The following is a 25736-nucleotide window of genomic DNA, read 5'->3' on the forward strand; positions in this document are numbered from 1 at the left end:
TTATTCTCCTATTTTATTCACAAGCTCTTTAAAAATCTTACCTCTTACCTCATAATTGGGGAACATACCCCAGCTTGCGCAGGCAGGGGACAGCAGCACAGCATCTCCCGGCTCTGCCTGTTGTCTGCAAACCTCAAATGCCTCCTCAAAGGTATCCGCCAGAATGATATTCTCCACGCCGTGTTTCTTTGCACACGCTGCGATCTTATCCCTTGTCTGACCGATCAGTACAAGTGCCTTGACTTTACCGTCAAAGGCCTCGATCCATTCATCGTATTCGCTCTGTTTATCATAGCCGCCGCCGATCAGCACTGTTGGCTTTGTCATGGCACGGATTCCCTGAATGGCCGCATCCGGGTTAGTGCCCTTGGAATCGTTATAATAATCTACGCCTTCTTTGGCTGCCACGAATTCGATCCGGTGCTCCACTGCATGGAAATTTCTTACAATATCCAGGATCACATCCATGGGAACCTTCATGGCACGGCTGATCACAATCGCTGCCATGACATTTTCCACATTACAGATCCCCACAAGGTTCAGCTCATGGATATTCAGAAGCTTCTCTTCTGCTCCGTCTTCCTTAAGGTAAATATCCTCTCCTTTCAGGTAAATGCCTTCCGGGAGTTCTCTTCTGGATGAAAAATAAACCACCTTTGCCGGACATTTTTCACCAAAGGCTCTGGTATAACCATCCTCATAGTTCAGCACACAGACCTGATCCTTTGTCTGGTTCATGGCTATCTTCTCTTTGGTTTCCACATAGCATTCCATGGTATGGTGTCTGTTCAGGTGATCCGGTGTAATGTTCAGGATTGCTGACACCTCCGGTGCAAAGGTCTTTGTCGTTTCCAGCTGGAAGCTGCTGATCTCTGCTACTGTCACAGATTTCTCTGTCGTGGAAAGCACCTCTGTGGTAAAGGGATTTCCGATATTTCCCACTACAAATACAGAATCATAATATGCCTTCATAATATCCCCTGTCAGGGTCGTTGTGGTCGTCTTGCCATTGGTGCCTGTAATGGCAACAATCTTTCCTTTGGCAAACTGACTTGCCAGCTCGATCTCACCGATCACCGGTACATTTTTCTTTTGAAATTCTTCCACCAGAGGGGAATCAATGGGAACTCCGGGGCTGATCACCAGAAGATCGATCCTTTCCTTCATCTCCTCCGGCACTTCTCCGAGCACGATCCGGATTCCTTCTGCTCCTTCCAGCTTCTTTCTGATCTCTTCTATATCCAGTTTATCATTTCCGTCAAACAAAACAGGTCTGGCTCCAACCTGTAAAAGCAGCCTGGCTGCACCAATTCCACTGATACCGGTTCCAATCACAAGAACCTCTTTATCCTGTAACTCCATTTTCATTCCCTTTCTTTTCTGTTCCTGTCCATTACGGATTATTATAATCCATTTTCCCCAAATAAGGAAGAATATTTTCAAAAAGCTGCCTGACCACCGGTGCTGCGATCTGTCCGCCATAATAGACTCCCTGTGGATTATGGATGATGGCAAGCGCAAGCACCTCAGGATCATCTGCCGGCGCAAAGCCAAGAAAAGATGCAATATATCTCCCGCTTCCTCTAGGCAGTGTCTGGCTGGTTGCCGTTTTACCGCCAACTCTCGCTCCTTCCACATAACCGTTCTTACCAGAGCCACTCTCCACCACCTGTTCCAGGATCATCCGCATTGTAGCTGAGGTTTCTTCTGAAACTATATGTTCCGTCACCGGATAGGAGAAATTCTTTATTTGTGTCTTATCTTTATTCATGCTGCGCACCCCGAAATGAGGCGTGATCCGGTTTCCTCCATTTACAATGCTGCTCACCGTTGCGGCAAGCTGGATCGGTGTGATCTGAAAAGACTGTCCAAAGGATACGGTAGCCAGTTCCACAGCTTTCATATCCTCCTTTTTGTGCATGATCGTCCCTGCCTCTCCCGGCAGATCGATACCCGTTTTCTGCAATAGTCCAAACTGTTTAAAATAGTGATAATAACGGTCTACACCGATTCTTAGACCCACCGTAATAAAAACGGGATTACAACTGTTTTTTGTCCCATCAACAAACGTTTCTGATCCGTGACCGGTCGTCTTATGACACCTGATCCTCCGATCCTCTACCATAATATAACCAGGGCAGAAAAAGGTATCCTCCACCGTTACTGCCCCTTCCTCCAGCCCTGCCGCAGCGGTGATGACCTTGAAGGTGGAACCGGGTTCATAAGTATCATTAATACAGCCATTCCGCCAGATTCCATTCAGGATCTCCTGCTTTTTTTCCTCTGATACACTTCCGTATTCCTCTCCAATCTCATAAGGGTGATTTAAGTCAAATTCCGGCACATCTGCCATGGCAAGGATCTCACCGTTCTTCGGATTCATCACAAGAATCGATACCCTGTCAGCTTCCTTTGTTTCCATTACCTGTCTGGCAAGCTGGTCTGCATAACTCTGGATATTCATATCAAGACTGATATAAAGATCATTTCCATCCACCGGCTCTACCCTGTTTTCCCCGGCTTCCTCGATCTCTACACCACCTGCATCCGTTACTGTCAGGATCGTGCCGTCAGTTCCCTTCAGGTAGTCTTCATATTTTACTTCAAGTCCGATGATCCCCTGATTGTCACCTCCTGTAAAGCCAAGCACCTTGGATGCCAGCTTTTCATATGGATAATATCTCTTATAATCTTCATCTACCTTCACACCATTAAGGTCATATTCCCGGATGCGGTCGCCCATTTCCTTATCTACATTGCTTTTGATCCTCTCTATGGAGGAATATTTTTCCACACGCCTTCTGACAGAATCAGCCGGCAGCTCCAGTTCCCTCGAAAGTACTTCTATCACCTTTTCAGGATCTGTGATCTGACTGTGGATCACAGAAATGGTGCACACTGTTTTATTGTCCGCAATGACCTTTCCACCAGCATCCAGAATCCTTCCCCTCGCCGCCTTGATGCTTCTTTCCCTTTCATGAAGCTCTCTTGCTTTTTCCGTATAATAAACGGAATCCGCCACCATCAGCCAGGTCAGCCTGCCAAGCAGCAGCAGAAAGATAAACAGGCAGGCAAAGAAAACTATAACGATCTTCTGCCGGTTAAAGGTCTTATTTTTCATTGTAGAAAACCTCATAGAAAAGGTATTATTATAATTTATTACCTGATCTATGAGGTTATTCCTCAGGTATGCTTTTGTTACTGCCCGGTATCACCTTCCGGATCTGCAGATGCTTCCGGGGACGGAGAGGCATCCGGCTCCTCTGCATTCTCATCATAGCTGCCGCCAATGACTGCTCCGGTTACCGGATCTACCATATCACCGGTGTTGGGATCAACCGCATAACCCGTTGCCGGATCAATCGGGAAGGATTTCCATACTTCTTCCTTTTCTGTTTCTTCCTCTCCTTCGGTACCCGTGTCCTCACCGTTTTCTTCTCCGGTTCCTTCTTCTGTGGTGTCCCCGCCTTCTTCTGCCTCTTCTTCTGCTGCCGGTGCTGTCCGTATCTCGATCTGCAGCGCTTCCAGTTCTTCTCTTTCGCTGTCAGACAGCTCTTCTGTCATAAAGATTCCCATGTAAGGAAGAACCTCAGTCAGGATCCCTCTTACAATTCTTGTGGCAAACTTGGCATCATCCTGATACTGCACATTTGGTCTGTCTACCACAACATAAATAGCGATCTGCGGATCATCCGCCGGCGCATATCCCATAAAGGATACCACGTACTGTCCGTTTTTACGGGGCAGTGTCTCGGCTGTTCCTGTCTTACCGCCGATCATGTAGCCTGCCGGTCTTGCAGTTTTACCGGTACCATGCTCTCCTGTTACAACAGTATTGCAGTATTCCCTGATCATATCTGATGTATCTTCTGAGATCGTCTGCTTTAATACTCTTGGTTCAATATTCTGTACTGTAGCACCGGAAGGGCTTACGATCTTGCTGACCATGTGAGGTTCATAATAATATCCGCCATTGATCAGGGAGCAGAAGCCTGTGATCATCTGGATCATGGTCACATTAAAGGACTGTCCAAAGGTATTAGTCGCCATTTCCGTAGAGCCCATGGTATCCTTCGTATAAATCAGACTTGCTGTTCTTGCTTCTCCCTGAAGATCGATATTGGTCTTTAATCCAAAATTAAAAATATGCTGGAATTTAACAAAGGTATCGGTTCCCATTGCCTGTCCGATCTTCATCATGACCACGTTGCAGGATCTTTCAATTCCTTCCTGCACAGTCAGAAGACCATCACCATATCTGTTATGGCACCGGATCGGCCATCCACCAATTTCAAGACTTCCTTCACAGTTATAGGTCTCTGTTCCTGTGATCTTGCCGCTTTCCACTCCTGCCGCTACCGTAAAGGGCTTGGCTACAGATCCCGGCTCATAGGTGCTGCTGATACAGTAGTTCTTCCAGAGAGCATCCAGATGCTGGTACAGCATTTCCTCATCATCCAGTACATCCATATTCTCTTCTGTCAGGTACTCTCCGGTTTTATTTCCCTTCTCATCAAGTAACGGCATACCCATAAGTGCGTCCGTATTTCTTGTATCATTCAGATCAAAATTCGGATAATTGGCCATGGCAAGTATCTCTCCGCTGTCCACCTTCATGATGATACAGCCTACATTTTCTGCGCCATTTCCTGGACGAAAATTATCCTTATATTCCTCATTGAATTTCAGCAGGTATTTCTCTACAATACTCTGGATGTTGGCATCTATGGTCGTCACCAGCGAATTACCATCTTCTGCTGCGATCGTTTTTCTTTCCAGATCTGAGTCATCATTCAGGTAGCCATACTCTCTGCCCGGGATCCCGGAAAGAACATCATTGTAATATTCCTCCAATCCATAATTACCTCTGTTATCAGCTGTGGTAAATCCAATCACATCACAGGCAAGAGAATTGCCCGGATAAACCCTCTTATACTCTTCATCAAACCAGATTCCCTTGATCTGGGAACCCTCTTCATTCTGCATATCCAGGAAATCAGAGATCTCACTGTAGCTCAGACGCTTTGCCAGCACATGATACCTTGAGGTTTCCTTATTTTTTTCGATATAGTCCCTGATTGATGCCGTATCAATGCCAAATTCTCTCTGAAGAGCACTTAAGGTAGGTTCCAGGTACTCCTCTTTTTCCGATATGGCAACAGAATCCAGGATCACATTATAAACCTTTTCACTGGTAGCCAGCACACTTCCATTGGCATCCAGGATCGTTCCTCTTTTATAAGGGATCGTGGTACTGTCGTATCTCTGCTGGGACAGCACCTGCTTCTTATACTGTTCACCATTATCTCTGGAAATACGGTACAACTGGTAGAATAACCCGGCAAAAGCCAGCAGCACCGCAATAAACAGTACCACCAGCTTTTTCTGCATTTTAATTGTAAATTTACGATATGATTTTCCTCTTCCCATGAAGCTCCTGTTTAGTCGGGGATCTCTCCCTTCTGAATTACATAATCATTATCCTCACTGTTAAAGGCAATGATCTGACCTTCACCCGCATACTGCATTCCGAGCTCCTGAATCGCCTTCTGCTTCACCTCTTCCAGATTGGTGCTGCTGGAAATGCGGCTTAAACGCTCATCATTATCCAGCTTCAGGCTGTTCAGCTGGCTCTCCATGCGGGCAATATTCTTTACACTGTTTGTAATATCTGATTTCAGACTCAAATAACTGATCAGTACAAAGCCTACTGCCATCAGTGCCATGCCAAGGAAAAGCAGATAACCCACATTCATGTGCAGTGCCCGTTCCCGGTTGCGGCGTGTTGCATGATTTTTCCTGACAGGTCTGTTTCTCTCTGCAGGCACTGTCTGTAACTGTCTTGCGGTATTTCCATAAACGTACATACTGCTTTCAGCAGTACCACGATACACTCTCCCCGTATTCGGATTTCTTCTTCCACCTGTTGCCATTTTTCCCCCCGTCGGCTCTGTCAGGAGCCTTTTCCCCATTTAAGGCACAGCTCCTACGCCCTTTCAAAAATTCTCAGTTTTGCACTTTTCGCTCTTGAATTTCTCTCCAGTTCTTCCTCCCCCGGAAGAATCGGTTTATTCGTGATCACCTTTCCCTGGCTCACCTTCCCGCATACACAGACCGGAAATGATGGTGGACAGGTGCAGGGATTTTCTGCCTTTTTAAAAGCACTTTTTACAATGCGGTCTTCCAGGGAATGAAAGGTAATGATACAGAGCCTTCCTCCCGGATTTAAAAGCCCGATCAGCTCCTCCAGCGAATCCCGCAGCACCTCAAGCTCTTTATTGCATTCGATCCGGATCGCCTGATAGGTTCTCTTCGAAGGGTGTCCTCCTTCTGCTCTCATCTTCGCCGGGATCGCTGCTTTTATGATCTCATTGAGACGTCCTGTGGTTTCAATGGGAGACTGCTGCCTCGCCGCCACGATATGCTTTGCTATGTTCTTGGCAAATTTATCTTCTCCATAGTCCCGGATCACCCGGAACAGCTCCATTTCGCTGTATCCATTGACAATATCTCTCGCTGTCAGAGTCTGACGCTTGTCCATCCTCATATCGAGCGGTGCATCATAGCGATAGGAGAATCCTCTCTCTTCTGTATCCAGCTGATAGGATGACACTCCAAGATCCAGCATCATGCCATCTATCTTCTCAATCTGCAGAGACTGCAGAATGCTCTTCGTGTTTCTGTAATTGCTTCTGACAATAATAACCCTGTCACCGAACTCCTTCAGTCTTTCTCCTGCAGCAGTGATCGCTGCTTCATCCTGATCAATACCAATCAGCTGTCCTCTGTCTGAAAGTCTGCTGGCAATTTCATAAGAATGTCCGCCACCTCCAAGAGTTCCATCTACATAAACGCCATCCGGTCTTATATTCAAACCGTCAATAGTTTCCTGAAGCAGGACGGAAGTATGATTAAATTTCATAGCCGTTTCTCCTATAACCCGATTCCAAGTTCTACCATGTGTGTGGAAATCTCGTCCATATCCTGATAAGTAACGGTGCCTTCCCATCTATCCTTACTCCAGATTTCAATTCTGCTTCCCACACCGATCAGTACTGTATCTTTGGTGATGCCGGCAAAATCCCTAAGGACAGAAGGAAGCAGGATTCTCCCCTGCTTGTCCACTTCTACACTGGCTGCTCCTGCCAGGAAAAATCTGGTAAATTGTCTGACCTCTTTATCTATCATGGGCAGTGATCGAAGCTTCTCTGCAAAGACCTGCCACTCGGAATTGTCAAAAACGAACAGACAGCCATCCATCCCCTTTGTCACAACAAATTCATCTCCGAGAACCTCTCTGAATTTGGCGGGAATGATCAGTCTGCCTTTTGCATCTATTGTATGGTTGTACTCGCCCATAAACATATGCATTCACCCGTCAGCCTAAAAATCTACCACTTCACACCACTTCGATACACTTTAAACCACTTTCTACCACTTTTATGAACATTCTACCCCATTCAAGAGCATTATTCAATAGAAAAAAAGCAAAAATGTGATCCTGCCATATTCCGCAAAGCCGCATAAATACTGGGTTTTCAAGATATTGTGGCGCAAAAAGAAGACAGCCACCACATATGGTAGCTGCCTTCTTCCTGTTTCCAAAATTTTCTTAATTTTTCCTAAGTTTTTTCTTAAATGTTATAATGCCGGACTTTATGACCAGTCTGATTCCTAGACATTAAATCTAAACAGGATAACATCCCCATCTTTTACCACATAGTCCTTGCCTTCCATACCGACAAGTCCTTTCTCTCTCGCTGCTGCAAGGCTGCCCATTTCCAGCAGATCCTTGTAATTGACAACCTCTGCCTTGATAAAGCCTCTCTCAAAATCACTGTGGATCTTACCGGCTGCCTGAGGTGCCTTGGTACCCACTTTAATAGTCCATGCTCTTGTTTCATCCTCTCCTGCTGTCAGGAAGCTGTGCAGACCAAGCAGATGGTAGCTTGCCTTGATCAGCTTTTCAAGTCCGGATTCCTTTAAACCAAGATCTTCAAGGAACATGGCCTTCTCATCATCATCCAGTTCAGAGATCTCTTCCTCGATCTGCGCACAGATCACAAATACCTCACTGCCTGTTTCCTTCGCAAATTCTCGTACCTGTGCAACACCCTTATTGTCAGCACCGTCATTGGCAAGATCCTCTTCTGACACATTAGCTGCAAAGATCACAGGCTTATAAGTGAGCAGATTGTAGGAAGCCAGCAGCGCCAGTTCATCCTCATCCTCTGTCTCATAGCTTCTTGCAAGCTTGCCTTCCTCCAAATGTGCCTTCAGTGCCTCAAGGAGTGCTGCTTCCTTGGCGAGAGACTTGTCCATTCTCGCCTGCTTGCCTGTCTTGGCGATCCTTCTCTCCAGAATCTCAATATCAGAAAAGATCAGCTCCAGATTGATAGTTTCAATGTCACGGAGGGGATCAATGCTTCCGTCAACATGGATGACATTGGGATCCTCAAAGCATCTTACCACATGTACGATCGCATCCACTTCCCTGATGTTTGACAGGAACTGGTTGCCAAGTCCCTCACCCTTGCTGGCTCCCTTTACCAGTCCGGCAATATCTACGAATTCAATCACTGCAGGTGTTACCTTCTTGGAATGATACATATCTCCAAGAAGCTTCAGTCTCTCATCCGGTACAGCTACAATTCCCACATTGGGGTCAATGGTACAGAACGGATAGTTTGCTGACTCTGCGCCTGCCTTGGTCAGTGAGTTAAATAAAGTACTTTTTCCTACATTCGGTAAGCCGACGATTCCTAATTTCATATTTATCTTATCTCCTTTAAAAGTATTGATTTTACAAGCTTTTCATGCCTACGAATTATGCAGGTGTTACAATTGGTGTTACATTTTTATAATAAATATAAGGATTTTTATAGAATTATATAACCTTCAACGCACCTGCTACAAGCTCAATTTCTTTGTGCTTTTCGTCCTCAGTAATATGGACATATAAATTCATGGTGATTCCGATATTAGAATGTCCCAATATCTTTTGAAGTGTCTTTGGCATCATACCTGCCTCAATACATCTTGTGGCGAATGTATGTCTGAGAACATGCATCGAAAATCTCTTAATGCCAACTTTATCGCAAATCTTGAACAGCGCTGTATCATAAGTGCTGTTCTTTACCGGCTCTCCTTTTCTGCAAAGGAATACCTGATCTGCCCACTCCATAGGAATCACTTTTATCTTACTGTTTTTCTCTTTCTGAGCCTTCAGAATTCTAATTGCTTCATCTTCCTTAGCAAAGTCTAACATATTATAAAGAGTGATTCTAGTCTGATAAATCGTTGTAGTCTTGTACCCTTCATCTGCCATATCTGAAAAAATCTTCTGACAATGAATAGGTTTCACATCAACGAGAAGCATTTTCCCAATAACTTTGCTAATATTTCTATGATAGCGTTCTCGATAGTTACGTACCGTATTAGGTCGAACTGTTTTCTCTTTAATAGAAATCCAGTATTCAAACCAAGCATCCACCATCATGGTATTCGCCTCTGTTATACTGCTATGCTCATCTATATACTTTGCCTCATCAAGCCACTTTCTACATTCTTGCAGCTTTTTAAAACGCTTAACCCTCCTTTTGCCTAGCTTATCAACAAAACCTGCATTATATAAACCGTTTTTTTGCTGGGTAATACCCACACCCAGATCTTTACCTTTTAAATCTTTTCCCATAATAAGCCCCTTTCAAAAAAAGAAGCCTAAATACAGTACGAAATATTATACCATAGATAAGCTTCTTTGTGTTGCATTTTTTATTCAAGTTCTATGTTAGCCTCTAGGAACTGCTCAAACGCTCGCCTTTTCACTAATTTCTTTCGTCCAACATAGAGTACAAAAGGACAAGATGGTTTTCTCAGTAAATCTGCAATTCTATTTTGTCCTATATTACTTAATAAAGCAGCTTCATCTATAGTCAGAAGGATCTTCTCGCTAATTTTTATTTCTTCTTTATTCGCCATGTTGTTACCTCACTAATTTTAATTTTTAGATAACAGCTGCGATTTAGTTCTCCCATTTTTCTGTTTTACATTAAACAGCTTATACTATATATAGAAGGAGTTGATTTACATTTACATTGAGATACAGAAGCAGAACCGCTTCAAAAACCTGTTACATAAGATTCATTCTAAACTGGAAGATATGTTATTTTCCATTCTACAACACACACCAGACAGATTCATACCAAAATCCCTTATACGTTGGTTTGAGAAATACACCAACAAACGATTAGCACAACTGAAAAGCGATGTGATCCGTAAACGCTGGCAGACCATCAAATTAGAAAAGGCTGTTGATAATATCCATAAAAAGCAGCAGTCATAAAAATAAGAGGTTTCTCTTCTATATTATATAGTAGATTTACCTCTTTTTGTTTGAACATCTGTTCTCTTTATGTTATACTGTTATTGTATAATTGAAAAGAAAGTAGGATGTGATTTTCCGAGTTATGCCCTCTAGTATTACGAAAGAGGGATGATGCCAATGAACACATTAGAAGTGCTTACTCTTTTATTAGTTGTTTTTGCGGCTCTATCTTACATAGATAACCATAACGACAAAAAGAAATAGCATCCTCCGACCAAAGTGAATGCTATTTCATAGTTGCAACTGAGGGCAAAATCGGATATTGCATCCGATTCGCTTTCTAAGTAGATTATACAATGGGGTGCTTGAGAAATCAAGTACCCGTTTTTTTGTAAGACGGGAGGACAGCATCAAATCCCACTTTTTAACCTGTTACATCAGCCTTCTGGTATACCGGCTGCTGGAAAAGAAGCTTTTAGAAGAATTCACCTGCAGCGAAATTTTGAAAACCCTCAGGGAAATGAACACGACCCTGCTGTCTAAAGATAGTGGCTACATCCCGTCCTACAAACGTACGAAACTGACAGATGCCTTGCATACAGCCTTTGGCTTTAGGACGGATTACGAATTCATCTCAAAAGCAGATATGCGCGCAGTCATCAAAGAAACAAAGCAGAAAAAATAGCACAATTTCAAAAATAGTACATATCGATGCAAAAATGGAAACAGCCACATTTCCCATAAATACTGGGATTATGGCTGTTTTTCACTCTACAAAGTGTCAAAGATGGGATTAAATCATAACTTTCACATATTTAAAACCACAAAATTTTTATAGTTCAATGCTGTGAAAAAACCTTGCCACTAGAGATCGGCAGCTCCTCACAACGAGTGTGAGGAGCTGCTTTGTCAAAGAAGTTCTTTTGTCTTCTGGGCCAGGTACAATGGAAGATTGGTAATGGTTCCATCCTTCCGGTACTCCCGCTTGGAGTAGCGCAGGGCATACTCCGGCTGACGGTCGGCGATATACTTCTTAAAGGAAGGTGCAGATTTGTCCTCGCCGCCCTTGGCCTCCACTGGGATGATTTTGGTGCCGTACTGGATAATGAAATCAATTTCACGGTTTTTATCAGAGTAATAGCGGGGTTCCACATCGAACTGGCCGCGAAACTGCTGCAGGACATAGTTTTCCGTCAGCGGACCTTTGAACTGATAATCCGTCTTCAGTAGAATGGCACTGTTATCAATGCCTGCCATGTGTTTGAGCAGGCCGGTGTCGAACACGAAGAGTTTGAACTGATCCAGTTTGTCAAAGGCTGCCAGGGGATGCTCCATCTTGGAGACATTGTAGACACGATTCAGCATCCCGGCGGAGACCAGCCACTCGATGGCTTCCTCAAAATCTCGGGCCCGGCCACCCTCGCGGACAGCTCCGTACATAAATTTCTCGTTTGGCTTTGCCAGCTGGGCCACAATGCTGCGGAACACCATCAGAATGCGTCCACTGTTGACTTTACCGTTGTGTTTAGAAAAGTCGTTTTCGTAGACCTCAATCAGCTCCTTCTGGATCTGCGAGATCTTTGCCGGATCCTTATGGGCAATCCACGAGGAGACACACTCCGGCATTCCACCTATGATCAGGTAGTAGTTGTATGCCTCCAGCAGCCGGTTGTGGAAAATTCCCTCAATCGGCTGCTCTTTTTGGATACTGGAATAGTAGGCGTACAGGCTCTCATCCGTGGCCTCCAGAAACTCGTCAAAAGCCAGCGGATAGATGTCCAGCAGATTGACCATGCCCACGGGATAGGACTTGGGCTGCGCCAGGAGGGTTCCCAGCAGACTGCCGGCGGCGATCACATGATATTCATTGGCCTTTTCTTTAAAATATTTCAACGTGTTTAGTGCTTCCGGGCACTCCTGTATCTCGTCAAAAATAATCAGTGTTTTTTCCGGCAGAATTCTCTCCCCCGCGATCAAAGACAGTAGTTCGATGATCCGCTGGGGATTTTTATTGATCTCAAAGATGGATTTCAGCTCATCTTCCTCATCAAAGTTGAAGTAGACATAGCTGTCGTAATAGTTCTGCCCTAACTCCTTCATCAGCCAGGTTTTTCCCACCTGCCGGGCACCTTTCAGCACCATCGGCTTGCGGTCTTCACTGGACTTCCATGCTACAAGTTTCTGAATTGCATTGCGTTTCATGCGACTCACCAGCCTTTCCTTAGTACGCCAATAGCATATCACATTTTTCTTGGATTATCAAACTATATATTGCACGTTTTTCTGAGTTTTTATGACCGTACAACTCCGTTTTTTCTGTTACAGCTTTATCAGATAGTGCATAACTACACCTTATGCATTGTTTTTAAGCCTACATATTTGTCGATGCGATGACATACCGCCAGTATGCATACGTGGAAGCATTCCTGGACATGAAGCAGAACCCATAGATCAATGCACATGTCCATATATACGAATATTTTGGCGGTGTCGCCGGAATTCTCGTACCGGATAACTGCAAAACTGCAGTTGTTGGGATGCGCCATTTGCATACAGCGCCTTATCAAAGCCGAACAAAACGCCCGCCAACGCCAGGATTACCAAAGCCCTTTTCAGTTCCCTGGTTATTTCCGCCTTCTTTTGGTTCATTTTACTGCCCCCAATAAATTTTGATAAACAAAATACACCACACTACATTATTTATATCGTAGCATGGTGTATTTCGTAAGAATCCTCAAAAACCATTTTATAAAAGGCAGAATTATAAGTATTGACTAAATTCTATCCTTTCTCCGTTCGGTCCTTCAATCGTAAAATATCTTACCCCGCTTTTCCAAAAGGGAAGCTGGTGTATTGTATCTTTCGTATTGTTTAAACCTTTTTCACAAACATAACGGTATATAGCATCCAAATCGTTTACATCCAGCGCAATATGGTTTATTGCTCCAGCCACTAAAGCCGTTTCCTCCTGTTGATAAAGTTCAAGCATTACGTCTTTTTGCTTTAGAAAAATCACCTTTTGACTATTTTGTGGATTCACAGTATCCAGCACAACCCTAAAGCCAATCATCTGATAAAACGCAACCGTATCATCTATATCCCTTACCGGAATTCCTATATGCCCAAGCCCGGTAATCTGTTCCCGCATATCCATAGTGCCTCCTTATAACTGTTCCAGAAAAGGAATCAACATCCTGTCCTTCTCCTCCGGCTCATATCCATGCCATGCAACTGCAAGTTCCTTTTCACGGCTATACATCACCATCTGTCCATTCATGCCAGTCTTCCCTTTGAAGCTTGTCTCCCCAAATTCCTTTTGATCCATAAAGCCTTCCAGCTCTGCCGTTTTAATCCATTTCTCTGAAATAATCTGCCGCCCCAGATAATGCCCGCCATTCAGATAAATCCACCCCAACTTCACGAGATCCTCCGTACGCATATAGGAACCAGTTCCGCCAATCGTATAATTCAAATAGCATCTGCAAAAAGCTGCCTGCCGGAACCTTAATGGCTCCAAAATTTCTTCTCTTATCAAATCATCCGCAGGCTTTCCTGTTACAGCAGTAATCACTCTCGATAATAGATAATGTGGTACATCTGTATAGCAATAATACGTCCCTGGCTCATATTTAGGCGCATAGCGCAATGCAAACTCCAGAAGGTCTTTCGTTCCATAAGCAGTGATGTCATCTCTGTCTATGTCCAATACGCCTGCATCAATGCCCATTTTATGCTGCAGCGCATGGCGCAGCGTTACTTTATTCCAAACAGAATCATAGGGCTTCCTTATCTGATCGCATAAAATATCCACCAGTTTTTCATCCAGAGCCAGCTGTTTCCTGTCTGTCAGAATTCCTATCGCTGTGGTTATAAAAAATTTTGTAATGGAATAATTCTCATTACAGGAATTAGAGGGACAAAAGGTCAATTTTTCAACAAAGTTCTCTGACATTATTGATAAATCAAAAATTCTTAAGTTTTGTTCTTCCACAAATTTCTTTATTTTCTCTTTCATATCTGCTCTTCCTTCGCTTCTGCGTGCTCCCACCAGAATTTTTTTCTGCGAAGCTGCCCCCGATTCCACCCTGTTCCGAAAGTTCTGATAAAATCGGAATGATAACGCCAATTATAACAACTACAATTCCAGCAATCTGCAGCTTCTCCAGCTGGTCTCCAAAAAAAATAGTTCCAAATAAAGTTGCTGCAATCGGTTCTGCCGTTGCTACAATACTTGCAACACCGCCATCCAGCTCGCCATCTAAAGCAGTAAGATATACTGTATATGGAATCATACTGCAGCAGCCTGCGATTCCAACAAACAACACCCACTGCTGTGGTGTAGGCGCAGGTATCCTCCAGGGAGGAGAAATCACCCAGAAAGGAAGCGTTCCCAAAATCAGAATCAGCCAGCCATTCATTCGCCCGCAATATTTTTCTTTTGCTTTTCTTGACATAACTGTCGTAATGGAATAACAGATTCCTGAAAGCAGTCCAATCAGAATTCCAACTGCATTTACTTTCAGACTTGCAAGGTCATATATTCTGACGACCAGCGCACAGCCTGCCACTGTCAGTACAAGCGCAGTCCATTTTACCGGTGTAATAGGTATCTTATACAAAATCCTGTTAAAAATATTTACAAATGCCGGACCGGTATACAACAGGACTGCCGCCATTGCCGTTGAAAGCAGCCGCATTGATAAAGCATAGAACAGGAACGCTCCTGCAATGGCAAATGTTCCATAGAGCATATAAAAAGGAACATCTTTTAATCTGCATTTCCGAATATCCCCACTGAAAAGCATTGCAAGGAGAGCCATGCCTGCCCCCAGATATGCTCTGACGGATGATACCTCTAACGGTGTCGAGCCTGCTGCATAAAGCAATCTGGTAAATACAGGCAGCATTCCCCATAAAATGGCGCTGAGAAAGACATAAATATAGCCTTGTTTCACACCTTTGTTCATAAAACCATTAACTCCTTATTTAACTTTCATACAAAAAACAACCTACCATTCTTCCATCTACCATGTGCATCTGTGGTTCTTCCTGCTTACAGCGTTCCGTACAGAATTCACATCTTGGATGAAACCTGCATCCCTTCGGCGGATTGATTGCACTCGGAACTTCTCCTTTCACAATCGCCAGTTCATCAATACTTGTTGTATGAATATCCGGTATTGCATTAAATAACGCTTTGGTATAAGGATGCTTTGGTTCTGCAAAGATTTTCTCCGCTGCCCCCTGCTCTACAATCTTTCCCAAATACATAACGATGATATTATCTGACATGTAATTTACAACACTCAAGTCATGTGAAATAATCACATAAGACAGCTCCATGCTTTCCTTTAATTCATCCAGCAGCTTTAAAATCTGTGCCTGTGACATTACATCAATTGCGGAGGTAGGCTCGTCCAGTATAATGAGTCTTGGTCTTACCGAGAGTGCTCTTGCAATGGCAATTCTCTGTCTTTGTCCACCGGAAAACTCATGTGGATATTTAAAAATATCATCCTTTTTCAGTCCTACCAGCTCTGCCATTTCCTGAACTGTACTGACGTATTCATCCATAGAAAGTTTCTCATGCACCCTAATTGGTTCCCCGATAATATCTTTTACTAACCATCTCGGATCCATAGACCAGAAAGGATCCTGAAATACAATCTGTACCTGCTTGCGCAGCTCACGGAGCTCCCTTCCACTGATATGGTTGATGTCCTTTCCAAACATGGTAACCTCTCCCGCAGTGGGCTTATGCAGAAGCATAATGGTATTTACCAATGTGGATTTGCCGCAGCCTGACTCTCCAACGATTCCTATCGTCTCTTTCTTGGCAATCGAAAACGATACATTGTCCACCGCTTTCACAGAAAGTCCTTTTTTACTGAAGAAATCATTTTTAACCGGAAAATATTTCTTTAAATTCTTTACATCTAAAATAATTTCTGATGGATTGTAATTATGATGTGTTTCCCCAGTATCTGGCGTAATCGCATCAATTAACTGCCTTGTGTAAGGCTCCCTGGTGTCCTCAAGCAGCCTTTTGGCCGGTACCTGCTCCAGTATTTCACCATCCTTTAAAATTGCCGCCTGATCACATACCGCAGATACAAGGCCAAGATTATTTGCGATAAAAAGTACTGTAACACGAAATTCCTTTTGCAGTTCACTAATGAGCTTCAAAATACCTGCCTGAATGGTTACATCTAGATTTCTAGTCGGTTCATCCGCAATCAGAAATTCTGCACCGCAAAGCAATGCCATTGCAATAATAATACGCTGTCTTTGTCCACCCGAAAGCTCGTGTGGATATTTTTCTATTGTCCGCTCCGGATCCGGCAGCTTTACTTTACGAACCATATCGTTAATCATTTTGTCAGCTTCTGCCTTTGGTATATTTCTATGTGCATGTACCACATTCAGCATCTGCTGATGCACTGTAAAGACTGGATTCAAGCAGGATAACGGATCCTGAAAAATCATTGCCATCTTCTCACCGCGCAGCTGCTCCATTTCCTTTTTTGTCTTTCTGAGTAAATCCTCCCCTTCCAGAAGGATTTCTCCAGATTCAATTACTCCCGGCGGTGTTGCTAAAAGTCCCATAATTGTCTGGGCAAGCACTGTCTTACCGGAGCCACTTTCTCCTACCAATCCAAAAGTAGTACCCTTTTGGATGTTAAGCTGTTCAATGGCTAGAACTGTCTTTTCCCCATCAAGTGTTTTATATTTCACATGCAAATTTTTGATTTCCAAAAAATTTTCCATTATGCAGCCCCCTATATCTTTCTTGTCTTCGGGTCCAATACCTCACGCAGACCATCCCCAATGACATTGAAAACCAGAACCGTAATAAAAATTGCCGCTCCAGGATATACCGTATACCACCACGCGTTCATAAAGTAGCTTTTGCTTGTGCTAACCATGAGTCCCCATTCCGGTGTTGGCGGCTGTGCTCCCAATCCCAAAAAGCCCAGACTTGCAACTGTCAATACCACAGCTCCCATATCCTGAGATGCCTGAATAATAATGGGAGAAAGTCCATTTGGAATAATATGCTTAAAAATTGAAATCAGCTTTGGCGTTCCAATCGTGTCCGCTGCTTTGATATATTGTCTTTCTTTAATAGAAATTGCCTCGCCCCGCATAATACGCGTGTACCAGGGCCACCAGGAAATTACCATAGCCATCTGCGCATGCTCCAGGGACGGTCCAAGAAAAGCAGCTATTACGATTGCTAACAGCAGAGAGGGAAAGCTCAAAAATATATCTGTTATGCGCATAATAATTTCATCTAAAATACCACCTACAGAACCGGCAATTGCGCCAAGGAGCGTTCCAACTACCATTGCAAAAAATACAGTAATCAGTGCTGAGCTCAACGAAATCCGGATACCATATATCGTTTTACTCAATATATCTCTTCCAAGCTCATCCGTTCCAAAAATATGGGCAGCGCTTGGAGCCTGCAGTGCAATTTCCGGATGTGTCGCATTGATTGCATCCTCTGGATATGGCGAAAGCATCGGCGCAAATATTGCACTTAAAATTAAAAGGAGCAGTACAATCATGGAAATTCTGGTTAATAGATTTCTGTTTAGCAGATAAGCAGAAAGCTTAAACTCCTTCCATTTGGAGCGTAATATTTCTTTATTCAGCATGTTTTTTCTCCTCCACTACACACGGACGCGAGGGTCCAGCGCTACAATAATATCTGCAATCAGGTTCAAAATCAGATATGCCACTGTTGAAAACAGGGTTGCCCCCATAATTGCAGGATAGTCCAGCGAAGTAACAGAATCTGACATGAATTTTCCAATCCCTGGCCAGCCGAAGATAGATTCTACCAAAAAGGTGCCTACCAGCGTATATCCTATTGACAATGCCGCTACCGTTGCCGTTGTTCCAATTGTATTTTTCAATGCACTTTTCCAAAGCACCTTACTCTCTGAAATTCCATAGGACCTTGCTGCCATAATGTAGTCCTCATTTAATACCTCTACCAGACTGGAACGTGTCATTCTCGCTACAGTTCCTGCCGGGTATACAGCAATGGGTATTGCCGGCAAAATCAAATGTAGCAGTGCATCCTGAAACAATGCAAAATTACCTACCAGCAGACTGTCAATCGTCAGCCAGCCTGTAATATTTGGCACATTATATAAAATAGTTGCAGTTGTGCTGAGTCTTCCCCCTAAAGGCAGCCAGCCAAGTTTTTGAAAAAAGATTAACTGCAGTACCATCGCAAATACAAATGATGGAATAGAAGCTGAACCAATTGCAAAAATCCGCACTAGATGATCCAGAATACCATTTTTATACTTTGCAGCAAATACCCCCATGATAACGCCAAGAATAATGCCAAAAAAGATAGCATAAAATACCAGTTCCAATGTAGCCGGAACAGCTTCTGCCATCTCGGCTGTTATCGGGCGTCTGGAGGTATAGGAAACACCCAGGTCTCCATGAAGCAAATCTGAAATATAATTTGCAAATTGAACATGAATTGGCTTGTCAAGTCCCAGCTCTATCCGGGCCGCCGCCACCTGCTCTTCCGTTGCTTTTGCACCTGCCCAGCTTCTCGCCGGATCTGACGGTAGCAGATGTGTAATACTGAAGGTAATTACGGTTACGCCAAATAAAACCAGAATTCCAAGCAAAAGTCTTTTGACAATGTATCGAATCATTCCGCTGTCTCCTTTTAGAGAAAGGCGGCACAAACTGACGCGCCGCCTTTTTTGTTTTTGCTATGTTTTATTCGTTTCCTTTATAGCAGTTATAAAAAAGTACTGCACTTTGATATGCCGGGTTTAATGTAAAGCCATGAAAATCTTTGCTAACTGCGGTAATCTGTGAAAAATCATACAGGTTCATCTGGAAGCAGTCCTCTGCAATCTTTGCACCTACTTCGTGGAAACCATCAATAAACTGTCGTTGGTCAAAAGCACCTGCCTGGTAAGCAGCTTCAATCTTCTCGTCATATTCTGCATTTTTAATTCCAGAGAAGTTCCAGCCAGCTCCGGATTCTACACAGGTACTGTACGGTCCATACGCTGTATTGGTATCCGCAAAGGTTTTGCAGATAAACAAATCATCTCTCTCTTCCGGATTGGCACTCTTCGCCTTATTGTATACAACCTCCCATGAGTTTGCTTCTATATTTAAGGTAACGTTTAACTTAGACAATTCTGATTTCCAAAGCTCCAATACCTTCTTTGTATCCTCATCAATATTGTGATAAGAAGCAGTCAATTCAAAGCCATCCGCCTTGCCGGCTTCCTCCAGCAATGCCTTTGCCTTGTCCAAATCGTATGTATACGGTATCTCTGTCGTAGAGCCAATCAAGGTTGCCGGTGCAATCACATCCTTTGGAAGTGTTGCGTACTTTCCATACTGTACATAATCAATTACATCTTGATACGGGAAAGAATATGCGATTGCCTGTCTTACTTTCTGATCCTGTAACGGTCCAGCTTCTACATTCAGGAAGCACTGAAGATTCTTTTCTGTGTCTGTTACCTCAATCGTCAGATTCTGATCCGAAGCCATGGCTTCTGCATCGCTGGCCGTAATGTCAAATGCGATGTCTGCCTCTCCGCCTTCTATCATCTGACGTCTGGTCGTAGATTCTTCCGCAGACTTAAAAATAATCTGTTCAATATGGTTACCATCCCAGCCCTGCCAGTAATCTGCAAATTTCTTCAGAATCAGGTGGCTTCCATTAGAATACTCCTGCAGCATATAAGGCCCCGTGCCGCACATATTATATTCATAAAACCATTTGGAAGACGCATCCAGATCATCACCTGCTGATGGAGCATAGATGAATGCTGCATACTGACAGGAAACAATCTCCCGCAGGTCAACCGGATAGTTCAGTGTGAACTCTACCGTTTTATCATCAATAACTTTGATTTCCTTTACCGGTCCCCAGATATAAGAGCCGCCATTCTGAAGAGCAATTGTTCTGTCAATCGAATACTTCACTGCTTCTGCATTAAAGTCCGTCCCATCCTGAAACTTTACGCCATCCCGCAGCGTAAATGTCCATGTCAGACTATCCTCACTCCTTGTATAATCTGTTGCCAGTACATTATTGTAGGTTCCGTCCGGATTACTGGTCATCAATGTTTCATATACATTGCAGAATACACGGGGATCTACACCATAGGAAATCGCAGGATCCCAATCCTGTACCAGATAATCCCCCATTGCTACAATAGCAATCTTATTAGGATCGATTGCTGCAGTCCCACCTGCTCCGTTTCCACTTCCACAGCCGGTTGTGCCTGCCACCGTCATAGCCAGTGCTAATAATAGACTTAAAACCTTTTTCTTCATCTTGTGTCCTCCCTTTTTTACCTTTGTTCTCCCATAATAGTTTTCTTTATTTTATAAAGCCTCCAGGTAAATTTCCCGGATTTCTTCCTTTGTAAAATGCTGTGGATGCGCAGCCATTGCAGGTGCGGATACCTTTGCACAATTATCCGTCATCCAGTCCACATCTGATTCCTTTATTCCTTCCTGTGAAAGCGTTGTTTTCACTTCCAGCACCTCCAGCAGTTCCTGTATTCTGGGAACAAGTTCTCTTCTGTCCTTTCCACCCAGCAGCCTTGAGATTTTATCAAACTTTGCCGGTGCAGTCTCAAAGGACTTTTGATAAATAATCGGTGTCAAAGCCGCCAATCCCCGTCCATGTACAATATCACGCAATCCACTTGCCGGGTGCTCCATACCATGCGGTGCCGTAACGCCTGCCATGTTAATATTCATTCCGCCAAGTGCAACTACTACATCACAGTGCTGTTCCGTAAGCAGCCTGACGCCTTCTTCCATTATGTCAGAAGTAGGATTCGCTGATACCTGAGCAAAAACAACACAATCAACACCTGCTTTTTCCAGCAAAGCCTTTACTTTGTCTAACAAACCTGTTTTTCTGGTACTGTTTTTTCCCGTAACAAGCAGTGCCCGCTTTCCATATTTTGCGGTCTCCACTCCCACGGTCTCTACTCAGCCCTCACCAAAAGAAAGATTCACTGGCAGATAAAATTGAAAATCCATATCCAGTCTCCCTTCTTCAGCTTACATACATCTACGGATTGCTGCCTCAAGAATATCCAAGCCAGCCTCCAGCTGCTCATCTGTAATCACAAGTGGTGCCAAAAAGCGAATTACATTTCCATAAATTCCAGCGTTTTCAATAATCAATCCATTCTGTATACACTCCTGAACAACTTCAGAAACAAGCGTTGGATTAGGCTGCTTGCTCTCCTGGTCTTTTACAATTTCAAGGCCAATCATTGCGCCTATCCCTCTTACATCGCCAATAACCGGCAGCTTCTTCTGCATTTTCTGATAACGCTTCATTACCTTTTTTTCAATTTCAACTGCCCGTGCCTCAAAATTTTCCTTCTCCATAATCTCAATTACCTGAAGTGCAGAAGCACATGCGAGCGGGTTTCCACAAAAAGTACCTCCTATTACACCGCAAGGCACTGCTTCCATGATTTCTTCCCGTGCAGTGATTGCACTGAGTGGGATACCACCTGCAATGGATTTTGCTGTTGTTACTATATCCGGCTGTGCATCCGCATCCTTCCAGTAATCGCTTGCAAACATTCTCCCTGTTCTGCAAAATCCACTCTGCACTTCATCTGCGACTAAAAGAATTCCATACTTATCACAAATTTTTCTAACTGCTTTTACCCATTCTATCGGAGCGGGTACGAATCCTCCTTCGCCCTGCAAAGGCTCCACCACAATTGCTGCCACAAATTCTGCAGGCGATGCCTGTTCAAATACCTGCTCAATACTCTTAATATAATAAGAAATTGCTTCTGTCTCCGGTATCCCCTCTAGCTTCCGATACAGATAGGGAAACTCAGCACGGTATACACCATCTGGAAATGGACCCATGCCATAAGCGTATGCTTTTTTTGATGTCATCGCCATTGTCAGCATGGTTCTTCCATGAAACGCTCCCGAAAATACAATAATATTAGGTCTCTTCGTAAAAGCCTTTGCTATTTTTACTGCATTTTCATCTGCCTCTGCACCACTGTTAGCAAAATACGTTTTTCTTTTCGTACCCTTTACCGGTGCAATGGCATTTAACTTTTCTGCCAGCGCAACATATCCTTCATGTGTAACAATATTAAACATTCCATGGAAATACCGCTCTGACTGTTTTTTTACTGCCTCTATCAGTTCAGGCCTGGAATATCCAATGTTCAGCACACCGACACCACCTACCCAATCAAGGAAATAATTTCCATCCACATCCTCAAGCATGGCGCCTTCTCCTCGCGCTATCACGATAGGGTATACACATTTGATTGCTGAAGGAACTGCCTCACCTCTTCTTGCTATCCATTTTGCTGCTTTTGGCCCTGGAATTTGTTTTGTTACAATTCTAGGCAGCTCATTTTTTAACATTGTCATTTTCTCCACCTTTCTTGTAACATCCCTGCTCTTTTTGTTGTTATTGAAAATATATCATAACATAAAGCACAATTCAATTTGTTCATTTTACAATTTTTTCAATCTTCATTGTGCTTGACGCACAATAATTATTTTGTTATAATGACAAAAATTCCTTTAAAGGGGGAGCGTACCTATGCAGCCATTATTACTGAATATTTATCACAGCTATCGTGAACAGTATCGCCTGCGTTTGATTGCGGGTGCTGATGGGCTCAGTTCGTCTGTTTCCTGGCTTTATTACACAGAGGATATTGGTAATATTTCTTTTCTGCGCGGTAAAGAGCTTGTCATCACCACCGGTATGATGATTCGCAGCGATCCTAACTGGCTTTATAAGCTGATTGAAGAGCTTGCATTTTCTTCCTGCAGCGGACTGATTATCAATATCGGAAACTATATAAAAGCAGATTCCATTTCCCCTGAAATACTGGCGCTTTGCGATCGACACGATTTTCCATTGTTTACAATGCCCTGGCAGATTCACATTGTTGATATTATGCAGGATATTTGTAATCAAATTTTTATGAATACCTATCAGGAAAATACAATTACTCATCTGTTCAGCGACATTATGACCGATTCTTCCTATCCAATAAAAAAGTATACTGAGCTAGAATCCTACGGCTTCCCTGAAAGAGCACAGTATACTGTTCTTTTATTTGGCAATGCCGTTTCCATCATTAATATTCAAAATCATCTGGATTCCTTGCAGATAAAGTATTGTTTATTTCTTAAGAAAGATAAGATTGTGCTCATTGCACAAAACTGTGCTCGCGAAATTATTCAGAACTTTCTAGATTTGTTATTAGCAAACAATCATTTTAGGCAACGTCAGAACAGCCAGGTTTCACATCCCCGCATTGGTATTGGCGAAACTGTCCATTCTTTGATGCACGTCAGATACAGCTACGAAAACGCTGTCGTTGCATTGGATGCTGCTATGCAGCAGAATAAGGACTATCTCTTTTTTCAGGATTTTGGCATTCATCGTATCCTTTATTCCGTAACAAATAAAGAGATTCTTCATCATATTTATGAAGAATCTCTTGGAATCTTAGAACGCTTTGATGCCGAAAACAAAACCCAGCTTCTGGAAACGTTACACATTTACTTTCAGTGTCAGAAAAGCATTCTGGATACAGCTAATACGATGTTTACACACCGCAATACCATTAGCTATCGCCTGAAAAAAATCCAGGCGCTTCTTCCCCTATCGCTGGATGAGCCAGAGGATATGCTTATGCTGCAAATGGCTTTTCAAATTCGTTCTATAAAATAATTTTTTTATTTTCATCACAGAACATATTCCGGATTGCCTTGATATTATCCAGTATTTGCGATGGCTTGGATGCGCCAATCAGTACGCTTGTAGTCTTACCATCTCTAATATTCTTCCTTGCAGCTTCATACAAAAATATTCAGACGTTTTCAGTCCATCTACATCCTGTAAGCCGATGTTGACAACTATCAAAATACCCTGTGCACTTTGATTTTTACAGTCTGGATTCTAAACCCTATACAAACTACAAGGTCAGTATTTTTACCATTTTTTTTACTTTTTTTGCATCCACCATTTCATATGCATTCTTTTGACCTGCGGCATAAGAAAAATCCACTTCCTGCTGTGAGGCAGTCACATCCACGCACCATTTTCGACAAGATGTATGTACCTGCTCCACTTTCGTATATTCCATCAAATCAATTACATTTTCGGCATTCACACCGCTTCCTGCCAAAAATGTGATTTCGTTTCCATATTGGCTTTGCAACCATTGTAATTGTTTTCTTCCCGTCCATACATCCGGTGCACCACCACTGGTAAGAATCCGATCTGTTCCAAGAGAGATCAAGGTTTCCACTGCATGCTCCTGCTGTACAACACAATCAAATGCCCGGTGAAATACCGCTTCTTTTCCCTTTTCATGAATAAGCGCAAGCATTTCTTTCGTCCGCACAACATCCAGCGTATGATCTGCTTTCAAAAAGCCAAAAGCAATCCCATCCGCCCCGTGATCCAAAAGCATGCGTGCATCCAAAAGCATGGTCTTATATTCTTCTCCCGAATAACAAAAGCCACCCCCTCTTGGTCTGACCATAGTCACAACCGGAATATCACATTGCTCCTTTGCGCAGAGCAAATTTGCAAGAGACGGAGTCAATCCGCCCAAATACAGTGCACTGTTAAGCTCCACACGATTCGCACCATTTTCCCAGGCTGTTTTCACATCTTCAAAACTGCCACAGCAAATTTCCAGCAATCCTTTCAAAAGAACTCCTCCTTATATTCCTTTTATTTCTTTTCACTCACAATATCAACTTTACAGGTGAAATATCGATCTGTAAAGCATGTTTTCTCCTCCGGGAACAGCTGCTCGACTGAGTTAAAACACAAAAGCCATGTCACCGTACAGGACACCACTCTTATGTCCCATGCAGCGCATGGCCTTTGTGTGATATAAGATTTTAGAAGTTAGGTAATAAGCAATTTGATTTATAAGGCTGCCAGTGCCCTGCCAAGTGCCCTGCAGCTTGCGATTGCACCATCATCCGGGGTTTCCTGGCAGATCACGCCTTCGCCGCCTACAACAGCTGCGCCGGCTGCCTTGCATCTCTCTTCCCAGTCACGCATCCACTGGCCGTCTCCCCAGCCGTAGGAACCAAACAGGCCTACGCTCTTGCCGGCAAGACTTCCTTCCAGTTCACACATGAAGGGCTCCATTTCCATTTCTTCCAGAACTTCTGCTCCCATGGCAGGGCATCCAAGGGCAAATCCTTTCATGCTCTGCAGATCGGCTGCGGATGCATCACTGACATTGATGATCTCTGCCTTGCTGCCGGCTTCCTGCACACCCTCTGCTACGGCTGCTGCCATAGCTGCTGTATTTCCACCCTGTGACCAGAATACGATTTTTACTGTTTCCATTGT

23 protein-coding genes and 2 pseudogenes are annotated in these 25736 nt (G+C 43.5%); 2 read left to right on the forward strand and 23 right to left on the reverse strand.

What is annotated here, in order from left to right:
* From murD to OCV77_RS06245, 9 genes are all read right to left on the reverse strand, one after another.
* Entirely contained in the window at positions 1–1362 is a 1362-nt protein-coding gene (murD, locus tag OCV77_RS06205) for a UDP-N-acetylmuramoyl-L-alanine--D-glutamate ligase (RefSeq protein ID WP_262574078.1), read from the reverse strand.
* A 31-nt stretch (positions 1363–1393) separates the two neighbouring features.
* Positions 1394–3121 carry a peptidoglycan D,D-transpeptidase FtsI family protein gene (locus tag OCV77_RS06210; RefSeq protein ID WP_262574079.1) on the reverse strand — a complete coding sequence of 576 codons (1728 nt, stop codon included), beginning with the start codon at positions 3119–3121 and terminating at the stop codon, positions 1394–1396.
* 77 nt (positions 3122–3198) lie between these two features.
* Positions 3199–5430: a peptidoglycan D,D-transpeptidase FtsI family protein gene (locus OCV77_RS06215; protein ID WP_262574080.1), complete on the reverse strand. Its 2232-nt coding sequence runs from the start codon at positions 5428–5430 to the stop codon at positions 3199–3201.
* An 11-nt stretch (positions 5431–5441) separates the two neighbouring features.
* Positions 5442–5972: a cell division protein FtsL gene (locus tag OCV77_RS06220; protein WP_262574081.1), complete on the reverse strand. Its 531-nt coding sequence runs from the start codon at positions 5970–5972 to the stop codon at positions 5442–5444.
* 14 nt (positions 5973–5986) lie between these two features.
* A complete protein-coding gene (gene rsmH, locus OCV77_RS06225) occupies positions 5987–6922 on the reverse strand; it encodes a 16S rRNA (cytosine(1402)-N(4))-methyltransferase RsmH (protein WP_262574082.1) in 936 nt (311 codons plus the stop codon).
* Positions 6923–6933: 11 nt separating this feature from the next.
* Positions 6934–7365, reverse strand: a complete 432-nt coding sequence (mraZ, locus tag OCV77_RS06230) for a division/cell wall cluster transcriptional repressor MraZ (RefSeq protein ID WP_118797749.1) — start codon at positions 7363–7365, stop codon at positions 6934–6936.
* Between the two features lie 309 nt (positions 7366–7674).
* A complete protein-coding gene (ychF, locus tag OCV77_RS06235) occupies positions 7675–8772 on the reverse strand; it encodes a redox-regulated ATPase YchF (RefSeq protein WP_262574084.1) in 1098 nt (365 codons plus the stop codon).
* Positions 8773–8887: 115 nt separating this feature from the next.
* Positions 8888–9694 carry a tyrosine-type recombinase/integrase gene (locus OCV77_RS06240; RefSeq protein WP_262574085.1) on the reverse strand — a complete coding sequence of 269 codons (807 nt, stop codon included), beginning with the start codon at positions 9692–9694 and terminating at the stop codon, positions 8888–8890.
* An 80-nt stretch (positions 9695–9774) separates the two neighbouring features.
* The gene (locus tag OCV77_RS06245) at positions 9775–9981 is read right to left on the reverse strand and encodes a helix-turn-helix domain-containing protein (RefSeq protein ID WP_262574086.1); all 207 of its coding nucleotides are present in this window, start codon (positions 9979–9981) and stop codon (positions 9775–9777) included.
* A 734-nt stretch (positions 9982–10715) separates the two neighbouring features.
* Between OCV77_RS06245 and OCV77_RS16890 the strand changes: the two are divergent.
* A pseudogene (locus tag OCV77_RS16890) lies at positions 10716–11012 on the forward strand (IS1634 family transposase); the annotation flags it as partial.
* 224 nt (positions 11013–11236) lie between these two features.
* Here the strand turns inward: OCV77_RS16890 and OCV77_RS06250 are convergent.
* The 11 genes from OCV77_RS06250 to OCV77_RS06300 form a co-directional block, all read right to left on the reverse strand.
* Positions 11237–12529, reverse strand: coding sequence for an ATP-binding protein (locus OCV77_RS06250; protein ID WP_262574087.1), 1293 nt, complete (start codon positions 12527–12529; stop codon positions 11237–11239).
* A 249-nt stretch (positions 12530–12778) separates the two neighbouring features.
* Positions 12779–12976: a hypothetical protein gene (locus tag OCV77_RS16485; protein ID WP_331488773.1), complete on the reverse strand. Its 198-nt coding sequence runs from the start codon at positions 12974–12976 to the stop codon at positions 12779–12781.
* A 112-nt stretch (positions 12977–13088) separates the two neighbouring features.
* Complete coding sequence (locus OCV77_RS06260; RefSeq protein WP_118797741.1) at positions 13089–13481, reverse strand: VOC family protein; 393 nt, start codon at positions 13479–13481, stop codon at positions 13089–13091.
* Between the two features lie 9 nt (positions 13482–13490).
* Positions 13491–14342 (reverse strand): serine hydrolase domain-containing protein, encoded by an 852-nt coding sequence (locus OCV77_RS06265; RefSeq protein ID WP_118797740.1) that lies wholly within the window; start codon positions 14340–14342, stop codon positions 13491–13493.
* Positions 14290–15294: a DMT family transporter gene (locus OCV77_RS06270; RefSeq protein ID WP_118797739.1), complete on the reverse strand. Its 1005-nt coding sequence runs from the start codon at positions 15292–15294 to the stop codon at positions 14290–14292. Before OCV77_RS06270 ends, OCV77_RS06265 begins: the two co-directional genes overlap by 53 nt.
* 19 nt (positions 15295–15313) lie before the next feature.
* A complete protein-coding gene (locus tag OCV77_RS06275) occupies positions 15314–17095 on the reverse strand; it encodes a dipeptide ABC transporter ATP-binding protein (RefSeq protein ID WP_262574089.1) in 1782 nt (593 codons plus the stop codon).
* A gap of 11 nt (positions 17096–17106) precedes the next feature.
* Positions 17107–17988 (reverse strand): ABC transporter permease, encoded by an 882-nt coding sequence (locus OCV77_RS06280; protein ID WP_118797737.1) that lies wholly within the window; start codon positions 17986–17988, stop codon positions 17107–17109.
* Positions 17989–18003: 15 nt separating this feature from the next.
* Complete coding sequence (locus tag OCV77_RS06285; RefSeq protein ID WP_118797736.1) at positions 18004–19014, reverse strand: ABC transporter permease; 1011 nt, start codon at positions 19012–19014, stop codon at positions 18004–18006.
* A 67-nt stretch (positions 19015–19081) separates the two neighbouring features.
* Positions 19082–20668, reverse strand: a complete 1587-nt coding sequence (locus OCV77_RS06290; RefSeq protein ID WP_118797735.1) for an ABC transporter substrate-binding protein — start codon at positions 20666–20668, stop codon at positions 19082–19084.
* Positions 20669–20719: 51 nt separating this feature from the next.
* Positions 20720–21322, reverse strand: coding sequence for an iron-containing alcohol dehydrogenase (locus tag OCV77_RS06295; protein WP_317246624.1), 603 nt, complete (start codon positions 21320–21322; stop codon positions 20720–20722).
* Between the two features lie 87 nt (positions 21323–21409).
* Positions 21410–22768, reverse strand: coding sequence for an aspartate aminotransferase family protein (locus tag OCV77_RS06300; RefSeq protein WP_331488776.1), 1359 nt, complete (start codon positions 22766–22768; stop codon positions 21410–21412).
* A gap of 175 nt (positions 22769–22943) precedes the next feature.
* On the opposite strand from OCV77_RS06300, the gene OCV77_RS06305 reads away from it, so the two are divergent.
* On the forward strand, positions 22944–24089 hold the full coding sequence (locus OCV77_RS06305) for a PucR family transcriptional regulator (RefSeq protein WP_118797733.1): 1146 nt from the start codon (positions 22944–22946) through the stop codon (positions 24087–24089).
* On the opposite strand, the pseudogene OCV77_RS16645 reads toward OCV77_RS06305, so the two are convergent.
* From OCV77_RS16645 to OCV77_RS06320, 3 genes and pseudogenes are all read right to left on the reverse strand, one after another.
* Positions 24079–24198, reverse strand: a pseudogene (locus OCV77_RS16645) (L-glyceraldehyde 3-phosphate reductase); the annotation flags it as partial. The gene OCV77_RS06305 and the pseudogene OCV77_RS16645 overlap by 11 nt on opposite strands.
* A gap of 135 nt (positions 24199–24333) precedes the next feature.
* Positions 24334–25068, reverse strand: coding sequence for a copper homeostasis protein CutC (locus OCV77_RS06315; protein WP_262574161.1), 735 nt, complete (start codon positions 25066–25068; stop codon positions 24334–24336).
* 233 nt (positions 25069–25301) lie between these two features.
* Positions 25302–25733: a flavodoxin gene (locus tag OCV77_RS06320; RefSeq protein WP_118797731.1), complete on the reverse strand. Its 432-nt coding sequence runs from the start codon at positions 25731–25733 to the stop codon at positions 25302–25304.
* Positions 25734–25736: the final 3 nt, after the last annotated feature.

Origin of the sequence: Suilimivivens aceti, from assembly GCF_025567405.1 — a bacterium.
Classification (GTDB): Bacteria; Bacillota; Clostridia; order Lachnospirales; family Lachnospiraceae; genus Suilimivivens; species Suilimivivens aceti.